This is a genomic window from Streptomyces sp. NPDC002838, assembly GCF_040295365.1.
Taxonomy (GTDB): Bacteria; Actinomycetota; Actinomycetes; order Streptomycetales; family Streptomycetaceae; genus Streptomyces.
This window is the reverse complement of the sequence record NZ_JBEOVF010000014.1, coordinates 61,660-83,786: the sequence shown is the minus strand read 5'-3', so window position 1 is coordinate 83,786 and position 22,127 is coordinate 61,660. Positions and strand designations below refer to the sequence as shown.

At 72.0% G+C, this 22,127-nt stretch carries 20 protein-coding genes and 1 pseudogene; 5 read left to right on the top strand and 16 right to left on the bottom strand.

Features of this window, described 5'->3' with window-relative positions:
- The first annotated feature begins 67 nt into the window (after positions 1 to 67).
- Entirely contained in the window at positions 68 to 325 is a 258-nt protein-coding gene (locus ABT063_RS19865) for a hypothetical protein (RefSeq protein WP_351058664.1), read from the top strand.
- 34 nt (positions 326 to 359) lie between these two features.
- Here the strand turns inward: ABT063_RS19865 and ABT063_RS19860 are convergent, their stop codons facing one another.
- From ABT063_RS19860 to infC, 10 genes and pseudogenes are all read right to left on the bottom strand, one after another.
- A complete protein-coding gene (locus ABT063_RS19860; protein WP_351058663.1) occupies positions 360 to 905 on the bottom strand; it encodes an NUDIX hydrolase in 546 nt (181 codons plus the stop codon).
- 75 nt (positions 906 to 980) lie between these two features.
- Positions 981 to 2,321 (bottom strand): NsdA family TPR-like regulatory protein, encoded by a 1,341-nt coding sequence (locus ABT063_RS19855; RefSeq protein WP_351058662.1) that lies wholly within the window; start codon positions 2,319 to 2,321, stop codon positions 981 to 983.
- 225 nt (positions 2,322 to 2,546) lie between these two features.
- Positions 2,547 to 3,716 (bottom strand): PP2C family protein-serine/threonine phosphatase, encoded by a 1,170-nt coding sequence (locus ABT063_RS19850; protein ID WP_351058661.1) that lies wholly within the window; start codon positions 3,714 to 3,716, stop codon positions 2,547 to 2,549.
- A 220-nt stretch (positions 3,717 to 3,936) separates the two neighbouring features.
- Positions 3,937 to 6,450, bottom strand: a complete 2,514-nt coding sequence (pheT, locus tag ABT063_RS19845) for a phenylalanine--tRNA ligase subunit beta (RefSeq protein ID WP_351058660.1) — start codon at positions 6,448 to 6,450, stop codon at positions 3,937 to 3,939.
- A complete protein-coding gene (gene pheS / locus ABT063_RS19840) occupies positions 6,450 to 7,571 on the bottom strand; it encodes a phenylalanine--tRNA ligase subunit alpha (RefSeq protein ID WP_351058659.1) in 1,122 nt (373 codons plus the stop codon). The genes pheT and pheS overlap by 1 nt, the downstream gene beginning before the upstream one ends.
- Positions 7,572 to 7,709: 138 nt before the next feature.
- Positions 7,710 to 8,846 carry a sensor histidine kinase gene (locus tag ABT063_RS19835; RefSeq protein ID WP_351058658.1) on the bottom strand — a complete coding sequence of 379 codons (1,137 nt, stop codon included), beginning with the start codon at positions 8,844 to 8,846 and terminating at the stop codon, positions 7,710 to 7,712.
- Between the two features lie 51 nt (positions 8,847 to 8,897).
- Positions 8,898 to 9,746: a TrmH family RNA methyltransferase gene (locus tag ABT063_RS19830; RefSeq protein WP_351058657.1), complete on the bottom strand. Its 849-nt coding sequence runs from the start codon at positions 9,744 to 9,746 to the stop codon at positions 8,898 to 8,900.
- A 156-nt stretch (positions 9,747 to 9,902) separates the two neighbouring features.
- Positions 9,903 to 10,286 carry a 50S ribosomal protein L20 gene (gene rplT / locus ABT063_RS19825; RefSeq protein ID WP_006141703.1) on the bottom strand — a complete coding sequence of 128 codons (384 nt, stop codon included), beginning with the start codon at positions 10,284 to 10,286 and terminating at the stop codon, positions 9,903 to 9,905.
- A gap of 90 nt (positions 10,287 to 10,376) precedes the next feature.
- The gene (rpmI, locus tag ABT063_RS19820; protein WP_351058656.1) at positions 10,377 to 10,571 is read right to left on the bottom strand and encodes a 50S ribosomal protein L35; all 195 of its coding nucleotides are present in this window, start codon (positions 10,569 to 10,571) and stop codon (positions 10,377 to 10,379) included.
- Between the two features lie 111 nt (positions 10,572 to 10,682).
- Positions 10,683 to 11,376: pseudogene (gene infC / locus ABT063_RS19815) on the bottom strand (translation initiation factor IF-3).
- Between the two features lie 366 nt (positions 11,377 to 11,742).
- Between infC and ABT063_RS19810 the strand changes: the two are divergent.
- A complete protein-coding gene (locus tag ABT063_RS19810; protein ID WP_095749311.1) occupies positions 11,743 to 12,111 on the top strand; it encodes a DUF1844 domain-containing protein in 369 nt (122 codons plus the stop codon).
- A 1-nt stretch (position 12,112) separates the two neighbouring features.
- On the opposite strand, the gene ABT063_RS19805 is transcribed toward ABT063_RS19810, so the two are convergent.
- Positions 12,113 to 12,844, bottom strand: coding sequence for an SseB family protein (locus tag ABT063_RS19805; protein ID WP_351058655.1), 732 nt, complete (start codon positions 12,842 to 12,844; stop codon positions 12,113 to 12,115).
- 150 nt (positions 12,845 to 12,994) lie between these two features.
- Between ABT063_RS19805 and ABT063_RS19800 the strand changes: the two genes are divergently transcribed.
- Positions 12,995 to 13,942, top strand: a complete 948-nt coding sequence (locus ABT063_RS19800) for a serine hydrolase (RefSeq protein ID WP_351058654.1) — start codon at positions 12,995 to 12,997, stop codon at positions 13,940 to 13,942.
- Between the two features lie 36 nt (positions 13,943 to 13,978).
- Here the strand turns inward: ABT063_RS19800 and mycP are convergent, their stop codons facing one another.
- Positions 13,979 to 15,187 (bottom strand): type VII secretion-associated serine protease mycosin, encoded by a 1,209-nt coding sequence (mycP, locus tag ABT063_RS19795; protein WP_502990849.1) that lies wholly within the window; start codon positions 15,185 to 15,187, stop codon positions 13,979 to 13,981.
- Positions 15,188 to 15,192: 5 nt separating this feature from the next.
- A complete protein-coding gene (locus tag ABT063_RS19790) occupies positions 15,193 to 16,611 on the bottom strand; it encodes a hypothetical protein (protein WP_351058652.1) in 1,419 nt (472 codons plus the stop codon).
- Between ABT063_RS19790 and ABT063_RS19785 the strand changes: the two genes are divergently transcribed.
- A complete protein-coding gene (locus ABT063_RS19785) occupies positions 16,598 to 17,338 on the top strand; it encodes a hypothetical protein (RefSeq protein WP_351058651.1) in 741 nt (246 codons plus the stop codon). The two genes, ABT063_RS19790 and ABT063_RS19785, sit on opposite strands and share 14 nt — an antisense overlap.
- Positions 17,339 to 17,826: 488 nt before the next feature.
- On the top strand, positions 17,827 to 19,029 hold the full coding sequence (locus tag ABT063_RS19780) for an amino acid deaminase/aldolase (RefSeq protein ID WP_351058650.1): 1,203 nt from the start codon (positions 17,827 to 17,829) through the stop codon (positions 19,027 to 19,029).
- A 1-nt stretch (position 19,030) separates the two neighbouring features.
- On the opposite strand, the gene ABT063_RS19775 is transcribed toward ABT063_RS19780, so the two are convergent.
- Genes ABT063_RS19775 through ABT063_RS19765 form a run of 3 tightly spaced genes read right to left on the bottom strand, consistent with a single transcriptional unit; the run spans position 19,031 to position 22,125 of the window.
- A complete protein-coding gene (locus ABT063_RS19775) occupies positions 19,031 to 19,933 on the bottom strand; it encodes a DUF2510 domain-containing protein (protein WP_351058754.1) in 903 nt (300 codons plus the stop codon).
- A gap of 33 nt (positions 19,934 to 19,966) precedes the next feature.
- A complete protein-coding gene (locus tag ABT063_RS19770; protein ID WP_351058649.1) occupies positions 19,967 to 20,749 on the bottom strand; it encodes a 3-oxoacyl-ACP reductase in 783 nt (260 codons plus the stop codon).
- The gene (locus tag ABT063_RS19765; protein WP_351058648.1) at positions 20,746 to 22,125 is read right to left on the bottom strand and encodes an aldehyde dehydrogenase family protein; all 1,380 of its coding nucleotides are present in this window, start codon (positions 22,123 to 22,125) and stop codon (positions 20,746 to 20,748) included. Before ABT063_RS19765 ends, ABT063_RS19770 begins: the two co-directional genes overlap by 4 nt.
- Between the last annotated feature and the right edge of the window lie 2 nt (positions 22,126 to 22,127).

The following is a 22,127-nucleotide window of genomic DNA, read 5'->3' as shown; positions in this document are numbered from 1 at the left end:
CCCACCAGGCGAGTTGACTCTTCATGCGCATGCAAGGGATGTGAAGACTACGGAAAGGAGCGGACTCGTGACCGCCGACCCCGAACATCCCGTGGTCCATGGAGAACTCGCAGAGTTACGGCGCCGCCTCGACGTCGCGTACGCGCGTGTCGAGGGAGGGCTGGCTCTGCTCAACCACCGCACCGAAGAGACGGACAAGGAACTCGACGACCTGGCCGCCCGGATCGTCGCCCTGGAGCACGCCCGCTGGCCGCTGCCCGCGGTCGCGGTACTCACCGCCATGGGCGCGCTCGTCGTGACGATCTGGCAGGCCCTGGGAGGCTGAAGGACCTTGTGGACCAGGACGCCGGTGGGGGGAATCAGGGCATGGCGTCCTGCCCCAGCCGCAGATGATGCAGCAGCAGCAACGCGGCCGCCATGTTCGCGGCCGGGACCTCACCGCGGGCGACCATGTCGGGGACGAGCTTCAGGGGGACCCATTCCCGGCGGTCCGACTCGAAGTCGTCCACGGGGTGTCCGACGTACTCCCCCTCGTCGGCCCAGTAGATGTGGTGCCGGGCGTCGGTGAGCCCGTTGGACGGCTCCACGCTCATCAGGTGGTGCAGGGGTCCCGGCCGCCAGCCGGTCTCCTCCTCGAGTTCCCTGGCGGCCGCGCGGGCGATGTCCTCGCCGTCCTCGACGACGCCCGCCGCGAGTTCCCACCCCCAGCTGTCGGTGATGAAACGGTGGCGCCACAGGAGGAGGACTTCGTTGGCCTCGTTCACCACCGTGGCCACGGCCACGGGCCGCAGCCGTATGAGGAAGTGGTCCAGGTGCCGGCCGTCGGGCAGCTCCACATCTGCCAGGTTGACGGTGAACCAGCGGTTTTCATACACAGTTTGTTCGTTCTGTTTCGTCCACTGCACGGTTCTGCCACCTTCCGTCGAGTAAGTGGCAATATCGCAGCAGGGACGAGGGGGTGTCGGTGGTCGGGTGCCGGTCTACAGCGGTACGCGCAACGCCCCGTCGATGAGTTCGGCCGCCTCGGACGTGCCCGCGCAGCCGCTGCGCACGAGGTGTTCGCGGACGGCCCGGAGTCTGTCGCGCAGGCGCTGGGACTCCATCCCCCTGGCCTGCTCGGCCATCTGCACCGCCGTGGCCACCGCCTTGTCGGCGTTGCCCTGGCGCAGTTCGATGGTGCTGAGCATGGCGAGCCGGTGCACCCGGCCCCGGTCGTGGGCGGGGTTGTCGACGGCGGCCATGGCGTGCTCCCGTGCCGCCGCCAGCTCCCCGAGGCTCAACAGCGCCTCCGCCACCTGGACATTGACCAGTCCCGGCTGGACATAGCCCGTCTCGTCGGGCTCGTATCCGCGCCGGATGCGTTCGGCGGCCTGCTCGGCCCGCCGGATGCACGACAGCGCGCTCGTGCCGTCGCCGAGGTGTGCGTACGCCTTCGCCTGCATCGCGTACAGGTCGGAGGCGAGCGCCGGGGTGATGTGCCTGCCGGCGGCGCGCAGCGCGGCCTCGGCGAAGGCGACGGCCTGGCGGTACTCCCGTATGAACAGCGACTGATTGACCAGGAGCGCGATCACGTACGCCCCCAGCCCCCGGTCCCCGCTGGCCTTCGCGAGCCGGAGAGCCTGGTGGAAGTAGCGCTGGGCGAGGCCGTGCGCGTCGGAGTCGTACGCGCAGATCCCGGCGACCGCGACCAATCCGCCGGTGGCGCGGTGCAGTTGGCGGCCCGTCTCGTCGGTGTAGCTGCCGCGCAGCAGCGGGGCGGCTTCGGCGTTGAGGAAGCCGACGATCCGGGTGCGGGTCGCTATGCCGCCGGCCTTGCGGTACATCTGCTCGTAGTGGGCACGGGCCGCCCGCAGCATCTCGATGTCGGCGGAGGTGACCCGGTGCCGGCCGCCGCGCGAGACGTCGACGTCCTCGGGCGGGTTCTCCCACTCCCACACGGGCATGACGGCGGGCGTGCCGGTGACCGCGGGCGCGCCCAGGATGTGCGGGCGCTGCTGCTCGTCGGAGCGCCACAGGGCGGTGGCCCGCTCCACGAAGCCGGACAGCGACGTGCCGTGCGGGCTGGAGGGCTCGCCGGGCACGCCGAGGCCGATGTCGTCGAGGGTGACGGGGCGTTGCAGCCGGGCGGCGAGTACCTCGCAGATCAGGTCGGGCACCTGGCCGCGGGGGCGCTGGCCCTTCAACCACCGTGCCACGGCGGTGTGTTCGTATCTGAGCGCGAGACCGCGCGCCCGCCCCGCCTGGTTCACATGGGCGGCGAGTCCCGCGTGCGAGATGCCCGCCTCGTCCAGGATCGCGTCGAGCAGAGTGTTGGGCTGCATGGGAGGCCCCCCGGTGGCTCGGTGCCGCCAGAGTAGTGGGTTCGCCTTCACACGGGGTGTGAACGGAGTACTCGAATCCGCGCTGTGTGCGCACTGTTGCGGAGAGTTTCCAGCCGGTTGACTGAAATGCCTCGAAAGAGGCCGGCCGGGCCGTCGGCTCCCCCTCGTACAGTGCGGCGGCCCGGGCGCTGCGCTGGCTGGGCCGGGCGACTAAACACCGGGTGGCTATAGGTGCGTTGTCGGCTGCGGGTTGGTTCTGGCTGGTCTCGCAGTTCCCCGCGCCCCTGGAGCACGTCTGCGTTGCCGCTCGTTTCGCAGCGCGAGTAGGGCGATGTCATCCGCAGGCAGCCCGCCCGTGTGTTGCAGTAGGGCCGTGAAAACTGAACTTATGACCGCCTGAGGTGCGCCAACGGGCTGCCGACGTACAGCCTCGGACAGAGCCGTCGACAGGGGAAAGAACCGGCCACGCGCGTCCCTCGCGTCCTCGGCGCCGTCCGTGTGCAGGACCAGGGTCTCGCCCGGCTGCAGGTGGCCACACCGCTCGGGCGGCAGGTCGGGCGGGAGGGGGAACAGGCCGAGGGGCGGGAGGGGATCCGCGGTCGCGAGGGGCTCGACGCTCGTGCCGCTGAGCAGATACGGCCACGGATGGCCGCAGTTGAGGGCGCGGACCTCTCCGTCCCGGTCGATCTCCAGCAGCAGTACGGTGACGAACTCCTCGGCGACCGGGTTGTCGGGTGCCGGACCGGCCGAGGGATGTTCGGCGCGGGCCCGCTCGCGTAGATGCCTGGCCAGCGCCCGCTCCAACCGGCGCAGCACACCGTCGAGTTCGGCCTCGTCGTGCACGGCCTCGCGGAAGCTGCCCAGGACGGCGGCCGCCGTACCGATGGCGGTGAGACCGTGCCCGCGTGCGTCGCCCATCACGATCCGTACGCCGTGCTCGGTGGCCACCACGTCGTACAGGTCGCCGCCGATGGTGGCGCCGTGGTCGGCGGACAACTGTGCGGCGGCGAGGTTCAGTCCGTCGACGCGCGGGGGCAGCGGCCGTAGCAGCACGCTCTGAGCGGCGTCCGCGACCTGGCGGGCCTGCCTGAGTTCGCGCAGCAGGGTGTGCCGGACGTAGAGGATCAGCCCGGTGCCGACGGTGAAGAAGACGGCGCTGGTGACCGCGCGTGCCCCGAGGCTGTTCTGCTGGGCGAGCGGACAGGCCAGCTTGTAGGTGATGGCGACGGCTCCCCAGGCGGTGGGCAGCCCGAGCGCGAGGGCCCGCCGCAGCGGTCGGCGGCCGGGCCGAGAGGTGCCTCGAAGCCATGAGGGAAGACCCCGGCGACCGGGCGCCCGTGAGTCCGTCCGGGTCCGCCCCGCCCTGCGGGGAACCCCAGCCTTGATGCGGATCATGCCGATGGCCCCCCAATTAGGCCCTGACAGCGCAATCGGACCGACCCCGAAAGGCCGGTCCGATTCTGTCGACCAGATGCCCAGAAAGGGCCAGTCACTGGGAGAAGTCACCCTATTGAGTGAGGTGACCGCAACGCCCCTAAGGGGCGCGGGGAACTGCGCGACAAGCCACGGCGAACCCGCAGCCGCCAACGAACCGCAGTCCCCACCCCTTGGGCGACTAACTCCGCAGAACAGCCCCCGTACGCTCCCCCGCCAGCGCAACCGCCGCATCCCGAGCCGCAGAAGCCTCATCCACGGTCAGAGTCCGGTCACCCGCACGGAACCGCAACGCATAGGCCAGAGACTTCCGCCCCTCCCCCAGCTGCTCCTCGTTCTCGTACACATCGAACAGCCGGATACCCTCCAGCAGTTCACCCGCACCCTCACGCAGCGCGGCCTCCACATCCGCATGCGGCACGAACTTCTCGACCACGAGAGCCACATCCTGCGTAGCGACAGGGAACGTGGAGATGCTCGGCGCCTGCGGCGTACCGTCCCCCACCCGCTCCAGCGCGTCCAGATCGATCTCCATCGCACAGGTACGCGCGGGCAGCCCCAGCGCCTTCAGCACCCGCGGGTGCAGCTCACCCGCATGTCCCACGACCCGCTCGGCACCATCCGCGACGACCGCCAGCTCGGCGCACCGCCCCGGGTGCCAGGGCCCGTACTGCCCGCTGCGGACGACCAGCTCCGCACCGGCCTCTCGGGCCACCACCCGCGCCGCCTCCACGGCGTCGGCCCAGTCGCCCGGACGGCCCTTGCCCCACCAGCCGGCCTGCTCGCGGGCGCCGGCGAGGACGACGGCGACGTGCCGCGGCTGCTCCGGCAGCGCGGCGTTCAGCTCCGCGATCTCCTCGTCGGTGGGACGCCGGTCGACGGGCAGAGCAACAGCGACCCGCTGCTCCTCACGCGGCAGGAACACCAGCCCGGTCTCGAACAACGCCAAGTCGTGCGAGCCCCGACCGTCATTGCGCCGCAGGGCACCCAGCAGGCCCGGCAGCAGCGACGTACGCAGCGCCGGCTCCTCGTCGTTGAGCGGGTTGGTCAGCCTGACGACCCGGCGGGCCGGGTCGTCGGCCGCCAGGTCCAGCTGGTCGAAGACCTGCTCGCTGACGAACGGGTAGTTCGGCGCCTCGACGTATCCGGCCCCGGCCAGGGCCCGGCCGACGCGGCGGTGCAGCCGCTGTCGGTGGGTCAGGCCCCGGCCGGACGGCGGCTTGGGCAGTGTGGAGGGCAGGTTCTCGTAGCCCTCCAGGCGGATGACCTCTTCGGCCAGGTCGTTGACCTCGAGGAGGTCGGGCCGCCAGGACGGCACGGTGACGAGCAGCTCGTCCTGCCCGTACACGTCGCAGCCGATCTCCTGAAGACGCCGTACGACGGTCTCGCGGCCGTACGTGACACCCGCGACCTTGTCCGGGTGGTCGGCCGGGACGGTGATGGTGTGCGGCGCGGACGGGGCGATGACCTCGGTGACGCCGGCCTCTGCGGTGCCGCCCGCGAGCAGCACGAGCAGGTCGACCGTGCGCTGCGCGGCGGCGGCCGCGGCCTGCGGGTCGACGCCGCGCTCGAAGCGGCGGGAGGCCTCGGAGGACAGCTTGTGGCGGCGGGCCGTACGGGCGATGGAGACGGCGTTGAAGTGCGCCGCCTCGATCACGACGTCCGTCGTCGCGTTCTCCAGGTCGTCGTGGTCGGCGATCTCCGTGTTCGCGCCGCCCATCACGCCCGCGAGACCGATCGGGCCGCGGTCGTCGGCGATCACCAGGTCCTCGGCGTCCAGCGTGCGGACCACGCCGTCGAGGGTGGTGAGCTTCTCGCCCGGTTCGGCCCGGCGCACGCCGATCGTGCCCTGGACCAGAGCCCGGTCGTAGGCGTGCAGCGGCTGGCCGAGCTCCGTCATCACGTAGTTGGTGACGTCGACGGCGAGCGAGATCGGGCGCATGCCGACCTTCTGCAGGCGGCGCCGCAGCCAGATCGGCGAGCGCGCCTCGGGGCTCAGACCGGTGACCGTACGGGCGGTGAAGCGGTCGCAGCCGGCCGGGTCGGCGACCCGCACCGGGTAGCCGAAGGCGTTCGGGCCGGGCACGTCGAGCAGGGCCGGGTCGCGCAGCGGAAGGCCGTAGGCGATGGCGGCCTCGCGGGCGACACCGCGGATGGACAGGCAGTCGCCGCGGTTGGCGGTGACGGCGATGTCCAGGATCTCGTCGACCAGCTCCAGGAGCTCGATGGCGTCCTTGCCGACCTCGGCCTCCGGCGGCAGCACGATGATGCCGTGGGTGCCGTCGTCGCCCATGCCCAGCTCGCCGCTGGAGCAGATCATGCCGTGGGACGTCTTGCCGTAGGTCTTGCGCGCGGAGATCGAGAAGCCGCCCGGCAGCGTGGCGCCGGGCAGCACCACGACGACCTTGTCGCCGACGGCGAAGTTGCGGGCGCCGCAGACGATCTCCTGGGGCTCGCCGGTGCCGTTGGTCTGGCCGACGTCGACCGTGCAGAAGCGGATCGGCTTCTTGAAGCCCTCCAGTTCCTCGATGGTCAGCACCTGGCCGACGACGAGCGGCCCCTTGAGGTCGTGGCCGAGGTGCTCGACGGTCTCGACCTCCAGACCGGCCGAAACGAGCTTGGCCTGGACGTCGCGCCCGGTCTGAGTCGCCGGCAGGTCGACGTACTCCCGCAGCCAAGAAAGCGGGACCCGCATCAGATCTCCATCCCGAACGGCCGGGTGAACCGGACGTCACCCTCGACCATGTCTCGCATGTCATCGACGTTGTGGCGGAACATCAGCATCCGCTCGATACCGAACCCGAAGGCGAAGCCGCTGTACTTCTCCGGGTCGACGCCGCAGGCGGTGAGCACCCGCGGGTTGACCATGCCGCAGCCGCCGAGCTCGATCCAGCCCTCGGAGGAGCAGGTGCGGCAGGGCCGGTCGGGGTTGCCGACGGACTCGCCGCGGCAGACGTAGCACACCATGTCCATCTCGGCGGACGGCTCGGTGAAGGGGAAGAAGTTCGGCCGCAGCCGGGTCTTCATGCCCTCGCCGAACAGCGACTGGACCATGTGGTCCAGGGTGCCCTTGAGGTCGGCCATGGTCAGGCCCTCGTCCACGGCGAGCAGCTCGACCTGGTGGAAGACCGGGGTGTGCGTGGCGTCCAGCTCGTCGGTGCGGTACACGCGGCCGGGACAGATCACGTAGACCGGCAGCTCGCGGTCGAGCAGGGAGCGGATCTGCACCGGCGAGGTGTGGGTACGCAGCACGGCGCCGGACTCGGTGCCGCCCTGAGGTCCCTGCACGAAGAACGTGTCGTGCTCGCCGCGGGCCGGGTGGTCCGGCCCGATGTTCAGCGCGTCGAAGTTGAACCACTCGGCCTCGACCTCGGGGCCCTCGGCGACCTCGTAGCCCATGGCCACGAAGATGTCCTCGATGCGCTCCGAGAGGGTGGTGAGCGGGTGGCGGGCACCGGCCGGTACGCGGTCGTACGGCAGCGTGACGTCCACCGCCTCCTCGACCAGCACACGTGCGTCCCGCTCTGCCTCCAGCTCGGCCTGGCGGGCGGCCAGGGCCTTGTTCACGGCGCCGCGGGCCTGGCCCACGCGCTTGCCGGCCTCGGCCTTGGCGTGCGGGGGCAGCGCGCCGATCTCGCGGTTGGCGAGGGCCAGCGGGGAGGTGCCGCCGGTGTGGGCGACCTTGGCCTCCTGGAGCGCGTCGAGGGAGTCCGCGGCGGCGAAGGCGGCGAGCGCCTCGTCCCGCATGCGCTCGATCTCTTCCGGTTTCAAGGCCTCGACCTCTACAGGGTCGTACGACTTATTCGGTGCCGACATCTCTTCCCGTGCTTCCGATTGGCTGGCTGAAGGTCCCCGTCACCGACTCGTGGACGGATCGTCACGGTTTTTGGGACACAAGGGTGCCAAAGGCCGAGTCTAACGGGGCGGAGGTATACGAATGCGCCCGCGGGCTGCTCAGGTCAGATAGGCCGGAGCGCTCACGGGCAACGTAAATCGGAACTCGGCGCCGCCACCGGCGGCCCGGCCGACCGTGATGGTGCCGCCGTGGGCTTCCACGATGCCCTTGACGATGTAGAGCCCGAGGCCGGTGCCACCGCGCTTGCTGCCCCGCCAGAAGCGGGTGAAGACGCGGTTCATGGACTCCTCCGGGATGCCGGGCCCCTCGTCGCTGACCGTGACCGACGTGCCGGTGTCCTCGCCCTCGCGCGGGGACGCCGTGGCCGTGATGTCAATGGTGACCGTTCCCTCGCCGTGCCGCACGGCATTTTCCAGCAGGTTGCTGAGCACCTGGTCGATCTTGTCGGGGTCGGCCCACAGGGCGGGCAGGGGCTGCTCGACGCGCAGCAGGAACCGGTCGGCGGGCAGCCCTGCCGCGACGTACGCCTGGATGTGCCGTCCGACGGCGGCGCCCATGTCGACGGGCTGGCGGCGCACCTCGAGCCGCCCGGAGTCGATCCGCGAGATGTCCAGCAGTTCGGCGATGAGCCGGGTGACCCGGTCGGCGTCCGCGTCGACGGTCTCCAGCATCAGCCGTTTCTGGTCGTCGGTGAACCTCTCCCATTTGGCGAGGAGGGTCGCGGTGAAGCCCTTGACGGACGTGAGGGGGGAGCGCAGCTCGTGGGCCACCGTCGCGATCAGCTCGGCGTGACTGCGCTCGGTGCGGCGGCGGGCCTCGGTGTCGCGGAGGGAGACGACGACCCGGTGGACGGGCCCGGTGGGCCGTGTCCGCACGTACTTCGCGGAGACGAGCACCTCCCGGCCGCCGGGGAGGAGGAGGTTGCGCTCGGGCTGTCCGACCCGGATGGCGAGCCCGCCGTACGGATCGGTCAGCTGCCACCAGCGCCGCCCCTCCAGGTCCTCTAACGGCAGGGCCTTCTCCAGCCGCTGCCCGAGGGCGTCCTCGGCGGGGAGGGCGGTGATCCGGGCCGCCGCGGCGTTGAAGCAGATCACCCGCCCGTGCTCGTCGGCGACGACGAGGCCGTCGGGCAGCTGGTCGGGGTCGATGCCGAGCTCGGCGAGATCACCGGGCTGTGACGCGGGCGGGCACCGTACGTCTCGTGCTCCCGGTGCGCTGCTCGTGCCGACACTCATCCCCGTACCCCACCTCTCAGACGGCGCAGGGCCCCCGAGCTGGTCACCCTACTAGCTCTCGGTGACGGTGCGGCACCCTCCGGAGGCGCGCTGTGCACGGGCTGACGCATAGAGACATACGGCGGCCGCGGTGGCAAGGTTCAGGCTCTCGGCCTTCCCGTGGATCGGGACGCGCACCACGGCGTCCGCGAGCGCGCGGGTCTCCTCGGGAAGCCCCCAGGCCTCGTTCCCGAACACCCAGGCGGTCGGCCCGCCCATGGTCCCCTTGTCGAGCTCGTCGTCGAGATCGTCGGTCCCGGCACCGTCGGCGGCGAGGATCCGCGCCCCGGCGTCCCTGAGCCCTTCCAGCGCCCGCTCGACGGGCACGCCGACGGCGACGGGAAGGTGGAACAGCGAGCCGACGGAGGCTCGTACGGCCTTGGGGTTGTAGAGATCGACCGAGGCATCGGTCAGGACGACGGCCTCGGCACCGGCCGCGTCGGCGCACCGCAGGACGGTGCCGGCGTTCCCGGGATCCCGTACGTTCGCAAGCACGGCGACGAGCTGGGGGCGGGCCGCGAGGATCTCCTCGAAGGGCGTGTCGAGGAACCGGCAGATCCCCACGAGTCCCTGCGGGGTGACGGTGGTGGAGATGTCGGCGATGACCTGCTCGTCGGCGAGGTGCACCCGGGCCCCGGCGTCACGGGCCTCACCGATGATGTCGGCGTACCGCTCCGCGGCGTCCAGCGTGGTGAAGAGCTCGACCAACGTGGACGCATGCGCCGCCGCCTCCCGCACGGCCTGCGGCCCCTCCGCGAGAAACAGCCGCTCCTTGCCCCGGAAGTTCCGCTTGGCGAGCCGCCGGGCGGCGGAGACGCGGGGGGAACGGGGGGAGATCAGCTCGGGAGTGGCGGGGGACATGGGGCTCACTTTCAGAACTTCTTTCCGCCGCAACGGCGATCAACCACGACGGCGGAATTCGGCGGTGCCGAACCCACCCGCACCGGGCAACACGACGGACCCGCAGGAAATCCCACGGGTCCGTTCAGTCACGTCGGCTCAAGGCCGGCGCGAGCGTCACGCAGCCTTCGGCGCGTTGACATCCGACGGCAGCGCCTTCTGGGCGACCTCGACGAGCGCCGCGAAGGCGTTCGCGTCGTTGACGGCCAGCTCGGCCAGGATCTTGCGGTCGACCTCGACGTTCGCGGCCTTCAGACCCTGGATGAAGCGGTTGTACGTGATGCCGTTGGCGCGGGCAGCGGCGTTGATGCGCTGAATCCACAGCTGGCGGAAGTCACCCTTGCGCTTCTTGCGGTCGTTGTAGTTGTAGACCAGCGAGTGGGTGACCTGCTCCTTGGCCTTGCGGTACAGGCGCGAACGCTGACCGCGGTAGCCGGAGGCCTGCTCGAGGATCGCCCGGCGCTTCTTGTGGGCGTTGACTGCCCGCTTGACGCGTGCCACTTGTTAACTCCTTGTAGCTGGGTCACAAGGGTGACCCGAGAACGGCTTGGTCCCGGTTATCGGCTGCGCCCTGCCCACGCAGGGCGCGCACTACATCCCGAGGAGCTTCTTGGCCTTGGCGGCATCGCCCGACGCCAGCTCGACGGTGCCGGCCAGGCGGCGGGTCAGCGTCGAGGACTTGTGCTCCAGGTAGTGGCGGCGGTTCGCACGCTGGCGGAGCACCTTGCCCGAGCCGGTCACCCGAAAGCGCTTCTTGGCACCGCTGTGCGTCTTGTTCTTCGGCATGGCGCCGTTCTCTCCTCGTTGGTGGCGCTCCGATGCCCGGTCACGAAAACCGGGCACGGTGGAGCGTCGCTCTTGTATCGGTTACGTCCTGGGGACTCGCGTCCCCGGGGATCACGCGTCGGCGGAAGCCTCGGCAGGAGCCTCGGCGGAGTCCTCGGCGATGTCGGCGTCCTCGGCCTCCGCGGCGTTCTGCGACTTGCCGGGGTTGGCCTTCGCCTCGGCCTTGCGGGCTTCCTGCGCCTGGCGAGCCTCGGCCATCGCCTCGGTCTTCTTCTTGTGCGGACCGAGAACCATGATCATGTTTCGGCCGTCCTGCTTCGGGTTCGACTCGACGAAACCGAGGTCCTGGACGTCCTCCGCCAGCCGCTGCAGCAGTCGGTAGCCCAGCTCGGGCCGGGACTGCTCGCGACCACGGAACATGATCGTGATCTTGACCTTGTCGCCCTGCTTGAGGAACCGGACGACGTGACCCTTCTTGGTGTCATAGTCGTGCGGGTCGATCTTCGGCCGGAGCTTCATCTCCTTGATGACCGTGTGCGCCTGGTTCTTGCGCGCCTCACGGGCCTTCATGGCCGACTCGTACTTGAACTTCCCGTAGTCCATGAGCTTGCACACGGGCGGACGGGCGTTCGCCGCGACCTCGACCAGGTCCAGGTCGTACTCCTGCGCAAGCTCCAGTGCCTTGGCCAGGGGGACGATGCCCACCTGCTCGCCACTGGGACCGACAAGTCGCACCTCGGGAACGCGAATCCGGTCGTTGATGCGGGGCTCGGCGCTGATGGATCCTCCTCGGTTAGCACCACACGGCGGTCTGGCGGACAGCCGCGTATGTATCTGTTCGTAAGACCTAACCGCGCCGACGCACAAAAAATGCCCCGGACGATCACAGGCGGGGCTCCCATTACTACCGGAGCACCGCCGCGATGATCGCGGGGCGCGCTTTCGGGCGACTCCATCGTCCGTACGGAACGATGGTGGCCGCCTGACCGGGTGACCCGCCGTCCCGGAGGACGGTCAGGTGGGAGATCGGAGCCTCCACTTGTGGGCCGAGCACGCAGTGTACTTCTTGGCGCGTCCGGCCGGTCGTTACACAAGGTTAGCAGCTCGGTCCAGGAAGGGCTAACCGAGACCGACGGGGGTGGTGCTCCGTCCGCCGCCTATCGTGTCCTGCATGAGTGATACCTCCCCCTCCGGCTCCCCCGAGCAGCCCGACTTCGACGAGATGACCCGCGACATCGCCGAGGTCCCCGCGGTCGAGGTGATCGTGACGGTCGCCGTCAATCTGATGAGCGCCGCCGCCGTGAAGCTCGGGCTGACCGAGGAGGGCGACAAGTACAAGGACCTGGACGAGGCCCGCAAGCTGGTGCACGCCCTCGCCGGGCTGCTGGACGCGAGCGCGACCGAGATCAGCTCCTTCCACGCGGCGCCGCTGCGCGACGGTCTGAAGTCGCTGCAGCTGGCGTTCCGCGAGGCGTCGCTCGTCCCGGACGAGCCGGGGCAGGGACCGGGCGAGAAGTACACGGGCCCGATCTACGGCTGATTCACGGACGTACGTACAGGGGCTCGCCCGGCGGCGTCGCCCCGGCCGGCAGCAGTGCCAGGTCGAGGCCGCGCACCAGGCGGGCCCGCAGCGTGTCGTCGGCGGCGAGGCGCTGTGCGACCGCCCGCGCGGCCTCGGCAGGTGGCGTGGCCGGGTCCAGTACGAGGGCGAGGGTGCCGTCGGCCTGCCCCGGCCCGAGGTGGGCGCGCAGCACGGCGGGCTCGGCGGCGACGGCACCGCGGACGGCCTCGACGACGGCCAGGTCGGCGAGCGGGTCGACCGTCGCACGCCCCTCGGCGAGCGCGAGCAGCGCGGATCCCGTCAGCTCGAACGGCACCGGACCGGCCAGGTCGAGGACCACCGTGTCCGCCTTCTCGTGCGCGGCGGCCTGCAGGGCCTGGTGCAGGGGTACGGCGACGGGGCGGGCCGCCGGGTCCCAGCGGGCCAGCGACTCGGTGGAGGTGAAGGCGGGAAGGGCGACGCGGCTGCCGGCCTTCAGGGTCGGTACGGCCATGTCGCTGGTCTTCTCGCGGCGCAGCCCGTTCTCGTCCTCCTCCACCTCGCCGAGGACCGCGACGACGGGGACGAGCAGCCGGGCGCCCTTGAGCGCCTCCAGAACGGGTCCCTCGGCGGAGCGGTCCTCGGCCCACGTGGCGAGCGCCGCGCTCAGCCGGGGGTCGGCGGAGCCGTCGTCGTCGGAGAAGCCGGAGTCGGGAATGTTCTTGTTCGCCACGGTCACCGACCCTATAGGGAGGATGCTGCTGGGCTTGTGCGGGCCCGGAAACCTGCCCGTGACGCATTTCACGGCTTTCTCAGATTTCGCTGACACACATCTAACCTCCGTCTAACAACCCGCACAGTCGCCGCCCCGAGCATCGCGGGCATGGACGCTTCCGGAGCCGCCCCCCGCTCCCGCCCTTCCTGGCGCCGCCCCTGGCTGTACACCGCGCTCGCCTCCGTCGCCGTCGTCGGCGGTACGGCGGCCGGGACCGTGTACGTCAAGGCGCAGGCGCACTCCGGTGGGGGCGCCGTATCGTCGGCGGCGACGCCGTCGGCCTCCCCCTCGGCCCCGGCGAGCGAGGAGGCATCCGTGGAACCGGTGGCGCGGCCGACGGTGGATCACGACGCGCTGCTGGCCGACGCCGTGAAGGCCGTGAGCGCGGAAGACACCGCGGAGGTGTCGGTGGCGGTGCTGGACCTGGGCTCCGGCGAGAGCGCGACGTACGGCGACGGCGTCTTCGACACGGCGAGCATCGTCAAGGTCGACATCCTCGCGGCGCTGCTGCTCCGGCATCAGGACGCGGGGACGCGTCTCACGGCCGAGGAGAAGGCCTACGCCACCGCGATGATCGAGGACAGCGACAACGCCTCCGCGACGGCCCTGTGGCGGATCATCGGGAAGGCGCAGGGGCTGGACGCCGCGAACGAGCGGTTCGGGCTCGCCGGTACCGAGGGCGGCGACGGCGAGCTGTGGGGGCTGACGCAGACCACGGCCGCCGATCAACTCACCCTGCTCCACCAGGTGTTCGGGGAGGACTCGGAGCTGAGTGAGGCCTCGCGGTCGTATCTGCGGGGGCTGATGAGGCAGGTAGCCGTCGGCCAGCAGTGGGGGGTGTCGGCCGCGGCCGACGGTTCGGCGTGGGCGCTGAAGAACGGCTGGTTGCCGCGCAGCACCACCGGTCTGTGGGACATCAACAGCGTCGGGCGCGTGACGGTGGACGGCGACGACTACCTGGTGGCCGTGCTGTCGAAGGGCAACTCGACGCAGGCGAAGGGGATTTCGTTGGTGGAGGCGGTGGCGCGGGCGACGGTGTCGGTATTCACGCCCTAGAAGCGGTCGTAGTTCTACGAGTGCTCCGCAAGTGCTCTAGAAGCCGTCGTAGCTGTCGTAGCTGTCGTAGCCCTCGTGGGTGCGCGGGGTGCGGCGGCCGCGCCACAGCACCACCGCGACGATCAGCAGCACTACGCCGAAGCCGCCCGCGAGCGGGGCCGCCCAGGCGGAGGTGTCGCTGTCCGCCTGGTCGGCGTCCGGACCGGAGCCGAAGTACCTGTCGCCGTACGCGGCTGCCTGGAGGCCTTCGGGCTTGAGGCGGTCGGCCTCGGCGAGGGCGGCCGCGGGGTCGATGAAGCCGTAGCCGCGGGAGTCGTCTCGGCCGCCGCTCGGGGCATTGCGGGCCGTGTCCTCCAGGAGATCCTTGATCTGGGCCGGGGTCAGGTCCGGGTGGGCGGCCTTGATGAGCGCGGCCGCGCCGGAGACGAAGGCGGAGGCGGCGCTCGTCCCCCAGCCCTCGTAGTACTTGTGGTCGGGGTCGGCGATGACGACGTCGACACCGGGAGCGCTGACCGTGGCGTACCAGCGGCGGGTGGAGAAGGAGGCGCGGGTGCCGTAGCGGTCGACGGCGGTCGCGGCGATCACGCCCGGGTAGGCGGCCGGATAGGAGATGTGGTCGCCCTTCTCGCCGCCGTTGCCGGCGGAGGCGACGACGACGGAGCCCTTCTTCAGGGCGTACTGGACGGCCTCGTCCTCGGCGGGTTCGGGGTGGGCGGAGGCGGAGTCGTCGCCGAGGGAGAGGTTGATGACGTCGGCGCCGTGGTCGGCGGCCCAGCGGATGCCTTCGGCGAGGGCGTTGCCGCGGGTGTTGCGGGCCCTGGCGCGGGCCGGGTCGCCGTCCTCGAGGATCACGCGGACGGGCAGGATCTTCGCCTCCGGGGCGATGCCCATGACGCCGTCGGCGTCGCCGGCGCCGTGTCCGTGGCCGGCGATGATGCCGGCCATCGCGGTGCCGTGCCGGGCCCAGGCGCGGTCGCCGTCCTTCGCGCCGAAGCCGATCATGTCCTTGCCGGGGAGGACGTTGCCGACGAGGTCGGGGTGGTCGTCCTCGACGCCGGTGTCGAGGACGGCGACGGTGACGCCCGCGCCCTTGGTCGTGCGCCAGGCCTGCTGGGTGTGCATGGCGTCGAGGGCCCACTGCTGGGCGCGGATGCCGTCGGCGTGCGCGGCGGTGGGCGGGACGAGGGCCACGGAGGCGGCGAGGAGGGCGCTCAGCAGGCCGGCCCGGCGGGTCCTGATGCTCATGCGGCTCATGAGGGCTTCTCCGTGGGCGAACTGACGGTCTTGCGCAGGCCGCGTTCGATGCGGTCGGCGAGGCCCTGCGCCTCGTTGCCGAGGCCGGCCTGGGCGGGGGCCGTGGTGGTGCCGGACTTCATGGCCTCCTCGGCGGGCTGCGGATCGTCGACCGTGCGGCCGTCGGCCCAGCCGGAGACGGCGTAGACGACCACCGGGGCTTCGGTGAGGACGGAGACGGTCCAGGAGGCGCGCTGTTCGGGGCCGAAGTCGGCGGCGACGGTGTCCTTCGCGGCGTAGGGGCGGGGCATCAGGTCGGTCCGCTTGCCCAGGCCCTCGGCCTTGAACCGTGTGCTGAGGGAGGTCATGGCGGCGGCGTCGGCCTTGGTGAAGAGCAGGCCGACGGTGGTGACGTAGCTCTGGGTGGCGTCGGTGTAGGTGGCGCGCAGCAGCCGCTCGCAGCCGGCGGAGCCGAGGGCCTTGCGCAGCAGCGGGTCGAAGGCGCCCTTGCAGCCGCTGTCGGGGGCGACGGCGATCCGGGTCCAGGTCCGGTCGGCGCCGCCGGGGCCGGCGCCCTGGCCCTCCACGGTCGGCGGGAACAACTGGTCCACGGGGACGCTGTGCCACAGGCCGCCGGCCGCGGCGAAGGTGTCGCTCGGGCCGGTTTCCCTCGGGTCTCCGATGAGCCAACTCCCGGTCAGGGCACCGCCGATGAGCCCCAGGCCGAGCACGAAACAGGCGGCCGCCGCGGCGACCCGGGGCCGCACCCACACACCGAGCGGACGCGGCCGCGCCCGGTCGTCGTACCCCTCGGGCTCCCCGAACGAGACGACGGGCCGCGCAGCGCCGGGGACCCCACCCGGCGCCATGGGGGCGCTCCAGGACAGGGACGGGTCCGGAGACAGGACGGTGGAGTCGGCACCGGCGGTGGCGGTGGAGCGGGGCGGGGCGGTGGGTGCGGACGGGATACGGGGACCGCGCCCTTCCCCGGCGGTCGCGGAGGAGGGGCCCATACCGCCCGCGGAGGAGGCACGCGAGTCGTTCCCGGCAACGGCAGGCCCCCGCTCGGGGCGGGGCGGGAAGCCCGGCGGGACGGGCGCGGCCGAGCCACCCGGCCGAGTGCCGGACGGTGCGCCCGACGTGCCGGAACCGGTACGGCTGCCGGGCGCGGAATCCGGACGGCCGTCCGACCCACGGGGCCCGCCGACGCCGGTCGGCCCCGTACGTCCGTACGCCTCGGCGTCCCGGCGGCGGCTGTCCGACTCCGGCGGAGGATCCGCGGGGATCGGGCGCAGCCGGAAGGTCGTCTCCGACGCGGTCTCGACGGGCGCGCCGGTCGGACGGGGCGGTATCGGGGGCCGATGACTCGGGCGGGGCGGCACGGGGGCCGATGCGGTCGGTCCGGTGCCGGGGCGGGTCGGGGTGGCGCTCCGCACGGTCGGGCCGCTGCTCGGAGGGGGTGGTACGGAGGTCGACGGGCTCGGCCCGCTGCTCGGGCGAGGCGGTGTGACGCTCGACCCGGTGGTCGGCCCGCTGCTCGGACGGGACTGCCCGACGTTCGCCGCGGCCGGCCCGGCGTTCCGCCGGGGCGGTACGAAGGCCGACGTGGTCGGGCCACTGCTCGGGCGAGGCGGTACGACACCCGGCGCGGCAGGATCGTTGGCGGTCGGACCGTCGCTCGAGCGGGGCGGTGCGGAGGGCGACACGGCCGGCCCGGCGTTCGGGCGAGGCGGTGCCGCGCCCGGTGTGGCCGTGCCCGTGCTCTCCTGGCGCGTCTCGCAGCCCGCTGTCGGCGGTGTGTCCGGGAAGCGGGCCGAGGCCTTGGGCGGGGGTGGGGAGGTGGGGTTGCGGGGGGACGGGGCCCACGGGTTCGGGGAGCGGAGTCGGAAGGGCCGCGAGGTGGATCCCGGGCCACCCCCGTCGGCCTCGCCGCCGCGGTCGTCCTCGCCGCCACGCCGGGGCGACGCGACGGCACCGGAGCCGTCACCGGCCGTCGACGCCTGGGCCGACGACACGGTCGGCCCGGCACCCGACGCCGATCCCGGCTCCGAAACGACACCACGGGAGGTCGCCGGCCCGGACTCGGTCTCCGGCTGCGCGGTCGGCCGCGCCGGGGCCGAAGACCCGCTGGACCACTCACGGCCCGCCGGGTCATACGGCTGACGGCCCGCCTCACCGTTCCTCTGCCGCCCGGTCGCGTCGAACACCTGGCGGCCTGATCCACCGGTTTCCTGCTGCCCGGCCCCGTCGAACCCCTGACGGCCCGCCGTCCGAGTCCCTTGTGTGCCCGTCTCGTCGCCGTCCGCCTCTGCCGTCGTCGGCGGCTGGGGTGGGCGTGGAGGAATGGAGGCGCGGCGCGCTTCCGTGCTCATGCACCCCCCGTTTCCTCAGGCCCGGGCCGTCTCCTCGTACGCGGGCCGTTGTCGCCGACATCCGCGCCCGGCGCGGACTGGGCCGTCCCGGGCACGCATACCCGCACGGGCGGACCGGCATCCCGGCGCGGGCGTGCGACCGGGGGCGGAACGGTCCTCCGTGCGTGCGCGTCACTCTACGGGTTGTTCCTGGGCGAACGGGAACCAGTCCGCGACCCCGGGGCATCTGCCCGGAACGTCCCCCTACCCTGCGGTAATCCTGTCTGGCAGGCTGCGTTCATGACTGCGCGCGCCGCCGACCGGGCCCGTTACGACCGGGCCACCGCCCATCTAGACGCCCCCCTCGCGATCGTGGACCTGGACGCCTTCGACGCCAACGCCGACGACCTCGTCCGCCGGGCCGGGGGCAAGCCGGTCCGGGTCGCCAGCAAGTCCGTACGCTGCCGTGCCCTGCTCGAACGCGCCCTGGCGAAGGACGGCTTCGCGGGCATCATGTCCTTCACCCTCGCCGAGTCCCTGTGGCTGGCGCGGAGTGGTTTCGACGACGTGCTGCTCGCCTATCCGTCCGCCGACCGCGCCGGGTACGCCGAGCTGGCCTCCGATCCCAAGCTGGCCGCCGCCGTGACCGTGATGGTCGACGACCCGGCGCAGCTCAGGCTCATCGACGAGGCACGCGACGGCGGGCGCGAAGTGATCCGTGTCTGCCTGGAGTTGGACACCTCGCTGAAGCTGCTCGGGGGGCGGGTGCGGGTCGGGGCCCGTCGGTCGCCGCTGCACTCCCCCGCCCAAGTCGCCGACATGGCCCGTGTCGTGGCCCGGCGACCGGGGTTCAAGGTCGTCGGGATCATGGCGTACGAGGGGCATGTCGCGGGCGTCGGTGACGCCGTCGCCGGGCGGCCTTTGCGTTCGCGGGCCGTACGGCTGATGCAGGCCACCGCCCGCCGGGAACTCGCCGAGCGGCGTGGCGAGGTCGTGCGCGCGGTCCGGGCCGTGGTGCCGGACCTGGAGTTCGTCAACGGCGGCGGCACGGGCAGCGTGCAGCACACCGCCGCGGAGGACGCAGTCACCGAGATCGGCGCCGGGTCGGGGCTGTACGTACCGCGCCTGTTCGACAACTACACGTCCTTCAGCGGCCGTCCGGCCGCGCTGTTCGCCCAGCCCGTCGTACGGCGGCCGGGGGTCGGCGTCGTGACCGTCCTCGGTGGCGGTTATCCCGCCTCGGGTGCGGCCGGGCCCGACCGGCTGCCGGTGCCGTATCTGCCGGAAGGGCTGAAGTACGACCCTCAGGAGGGGCCGGGCGAGGTGCAGACGCCGTTGCTCGGCTCGCCGGCCGACGACCTGCTGATCGGCGACAAGGTGTGGTTCCGGCACGCCAAGGCCGGTGAGCTGTGCGAGCGGTTCGAGACGCTGCACCTGATCGAGGGGGACGCGGTGACGGCGACCGTCCCGACGTACCGGGGCGAGGGCCGCACGTTCCTGTAGGTCAGCCGGGCGGGCCGAGGCTGCTGCCCACGCCGCCGCCCGTGTCCGCGTCGTCGATCGACCGGATCCCCTCGGTGATCCGGTCCATGTCGGCGAGCGGCGGTCCGTCCGGCCCCGCGTCGAAGACGAACCGCACCAGGACCGGCGACTCGCTGCCGACGCTGGACGGGAACACCAGCGACTGCACATAGCCACCGGGCCCGTCCGCCGTCGTCACCTGCCGGCGCACGAGGTACCCGGCGCGTCCCGCCACGGCGACCTGCCCGGACTTGACGGTCTTGTGCGACTCGATGCCCCCGTAGAGGCGCCGGCCGAGGGCGTCGCGGTCGTAGGCGTCGTCGGCGGCCTCCGAGATGTCCTGCTTGGCGAGGGCCTCGGGGGACTTCTCGTCGTTCTCGGTCACGGTGCGCGAGAAGACCGTGCCGTGCCTGCAGATGCCGACGCCGGCCGGGCAGTCGTACGTGCCGTCCGTGGTCATGACGACGTCGTCCTCGGCGACGTTCTCCGGCCTGACCCAGCCGTCGGGCAACGGCAGGGTGATGCCGTTGAGTTCGTCGACCACGACGGCCGGGTCGTCGGCGGACGGCTCGGAGGGGGTCGGCGTCGGGGCGGTGGAGGCCGTGGACGTGGTGGGCGTGACGGACGTCGGTGGAGTGTCCGCCACCGTGCCGCCGCCGTCGTCGTCCTCGCCGAGTACGACCACTCCCGTGACGATCGCGGCGACGAGGACGACCCCGGCGATCGTGAGGGCGACGGCCTTCGCACGTCCGGAGGCCCCGCCGGCCGGCTGCGGCGGCCCGGGTGCCTCGGGAGCACGCCGGTGTTCGGTCCACGCGGTCCCGTCCCACCAGCGCTCCAGGTGGGGAGCGTGGGGGTCGGGGTACCAGCCGGGCGGGGGCGTCATGCTCATTCCGGCACTCTAGGTCCTGGGCGAGGCCTACAGCGGTGTGACGTATGCCCCCGAGATTCCGCCGTCGACCAGGAAGTCGGTGGCGTTCACGAAGGAGGAGTCGTCGCTGGCCAGGAAGGCGACGGCGGCGGCGATCTCCTCCGCCTCGGCGAACCGGCCGAGCGGGATGTGGACGAGCCGGCGGGCGGCCCGCTCGGGGTCGGTCGCGAACAGCTCCTGGAGCAGTGGGGTGTTGACCGGTCCGGGGCACAGGGCGTTGACCCGGATGCCCTCCCGCGCGAACTGCACGCCCAGTTCGCGGGACATGGCGAGGACGCCGCCCTTGGAGGCCGTGTACGAGATCTGGGAGGTCGCCGCGCCCATCCGGGCCACGAACGACGCGGTGTTGATGATCGAGCCCTTGCCCTGGCGCCGCATGTACGGGATCGCGGCCTTGCAGCACAGGTACACGGACGTGAGGTTGACCTCCTGGACACGCTTCCAGGCCTCCAGGCCGGTCTCCAGGATGGAGTCGTCGTCGGGCGGGGAGATGCCGGCGTTGTTGAAGGCGATGTCGACGCTGCCGTAGGTGTCGTAGGCCGTCTTGAACAGCGCCTCGACCTGCTCGGGGTCGGTGACGTCGACCTTCACGAAGGTCCCGCCGGCCTCTTCGGCGGCGGCCTTGCCACGCGTCTCGTCGACGTCGCCGCAGACGACGTGCGCGCCCTCGGAGGCGAGTCGGCGCGTGGTGGCGAGACCGATGCCGCTGCCGGCTCCGGTCACGACGGCGGTACGGCCCACGAGGCGGCGGCAGATGATTTCTTCGGTCACTGTGCGGGGCCCTCCGTGCTGATGAAGACGTTCTTGGTTTCGGTGAAGGCGGTGAGGGCGTCCGGGCCGAGTTCGCGGCCGATGCCGGACTGCTTGAAGCCGCCGAAGGGGGTCCAGTAGCGGACGCTGGCGTGGGAGTTGACGGACAGGTTGCCCGCGCGGACCGCCTGGGAGACGCGCAGGGCGCGGCCGACGTCCCGGGTCCAGATGGAGCCGGAGAGGCCGTAGTCGGTGGCGTTCGCGAGCCGGATCGCCTCCGCCTCGTCCTCGAAGGGCAGGACTACGGCGACCGGGCCGAAGACCTCCTCGACGGCCACGCGCGCGTGCGGGTCGACTCCGGTCAGGACGGTGGGCGGGAACCAGAAGCCGGGGCCTTCGGGGGCCTTGCCGCGGATGCCTTCGGCGTCGTCGGAGACGTACGACCGCACGCGGTCCAGTTGGACCTTGGAGATCAGGGGGCCCATGTTCGTCCGCTCGTCCGCCGGGTCGCCGACGAGGACGGACTCGATGGCGGGGGCGAGGAGGTCGAGGAAGCGGTCGTAGGCGGAGCGCTGGACGAGGATGCGGGTGCGGGCGCAGCAGTCCTGGCCGGAGTTGTCGAGGAAGGCCATCGGAGCCGCTGCGGCGGCGGCCTCGATGTCCGCGTCGGCGAAGACGATGTTGGGGCTCTTGCCGCCGAGTTCGAGGGTGACGCGCTTGAGGAGGGCGGACCCCTTCGCCAGCACCTGTTTGCCCACGGCCGTCGACCCGGTGAAGACGATCTTCGCCACGCCGGGGTGCTCGACGAGCGCGTTGCCCGCGACGGCTCCGTGGCCGGGCAGTACCTGGAACAGGCCCTCGGGCAGGCCCGCCTCCAGGGCGAGTCCGGCCAGGCGCAGGGCGGTGAGCGGGGTCGTCTCGGCAGGCTTGAGGATCACCGCGTTGCCGGCGGCGAGTGCCGGGGCGGTGCCCCAGGCCGCGATGGGCATGGGGAAGTTCCAGGGTGCGATGACGCCGACGACGCCCAGCGGTTCGAGGATCGTGACGTCGAGGCCGCCGGGCACCGGGATCTGTCGTCCGGTCAGCCGCTCCACTCCCCCGGCCGCGTAGTCCAGCAGATCACGGACGTTGCCCGCCTCCCATCGGGCGTTGCCGACGGTGTGTCCGGCCTCGCGGACCTCCAGCCGTGCCAGCTCTTCGAGGTGTTCGTCGACTGTCGTGGCGAACCGGCGCAGCAGGCGGGCGCGGTCGCCGGGCGCCATGGCGGCCCAGTGGGCCTGTGCCCGCGTGGCGCGTACGACGGCCGCGTCGACGTCGGCCTCGGTGGCGCCGGGGACGGTGGCGACGACCTCCTCGGTCGCCGGGTTCAGTACTTCGAGCTCGTACTCGGGGGACAAGG

Bases quoted from the DNA above. Each gene is read 5' to 3' on its own strand.
- mycP (WP_502990849.1), bottom strand. From the start codon at position 15,187: ATGAGCATCAGGACCCGCCGGGCCGGCCTGCTGAGCGCCCTCCTCGCC.
- ABT063_RS19835 (WP_351058658.1), bottom strand. From the start codon at position 8,846: ATGAGTGTCGGCACGAGCAGCGCACCGGGAGCACGAGACGTACGGTGC.
- ABT063_RS19780 (WP_351058650.1), top strand. From the start codon at position 17,827: ATGACTGCGCGCGCCGCCGACCGGGCCCGTTACGACCGGGCCACCGCC.
- ABT063_RS19830 (WP_351058657.1), bottom strand. From the start codon at position 9,746: ATGTCCCCCGCCACTCCCGAGCTGATCTCCCCCCGTTCCCCCCGCGTC.
- ABT063_RS19850 (WP_351058661.1), bottom strand. From the start codon at position 3,716: ATGATCCGCATCAAGGCTGGGGTTCCCCGCAGGGCGGGGCGGACCCGG.
- ABT063_RS19775 (WP_351058754.1), bottom strand. From the start codon at position 19,933: ATGACGCCCCCGCCCGGCTGGTACCCCGACCCCCACGCTCCCCACCTG.
- ABT063_RS19800 (WP_351058654.1), top strand. From the start codon at position 12,995: ATGGACGCTTCCGGAGCCGCCCCCCGCTCCCGCCCTTCCTGGCGCCGC.
- ABT063_RS19810 (WP_095749311.1), top strand. From the start codon at position 11,743: ATGAGTGATACCTCCCCCTCCGGCTCCCCCGAGCAGCCCGACTTCGAC.
- pheT (WP_351058660.1), bottom strand. From the start codon at position 6,450: ATGCGGGTCCCGCTTTCTTGGCTGCGGGAGTACGTCGACCTGCCGGCG.
- rpmI (WP_351058656.1), bottom strand. From the start codon at position 10,571: ATGCCGAAGAACAAGACGCACAGCGGTGCCAAGAAGCGCTTTCGGGTG.
- pheS (WP_351058659.1), bottom strand. From the start codon at position 7,571: ATGTCGGCACCGAATAAGTCGTACGACCCTGTAGAGGTCGAGGCCTTG.
- ABT063_RS19855 (WP_351058662.1), bottom strand. From the start codon at position 2,321: ATGCAGCCCAACACTCTGCTCGACGCGATCCTGGACGAGGCGGGCATC.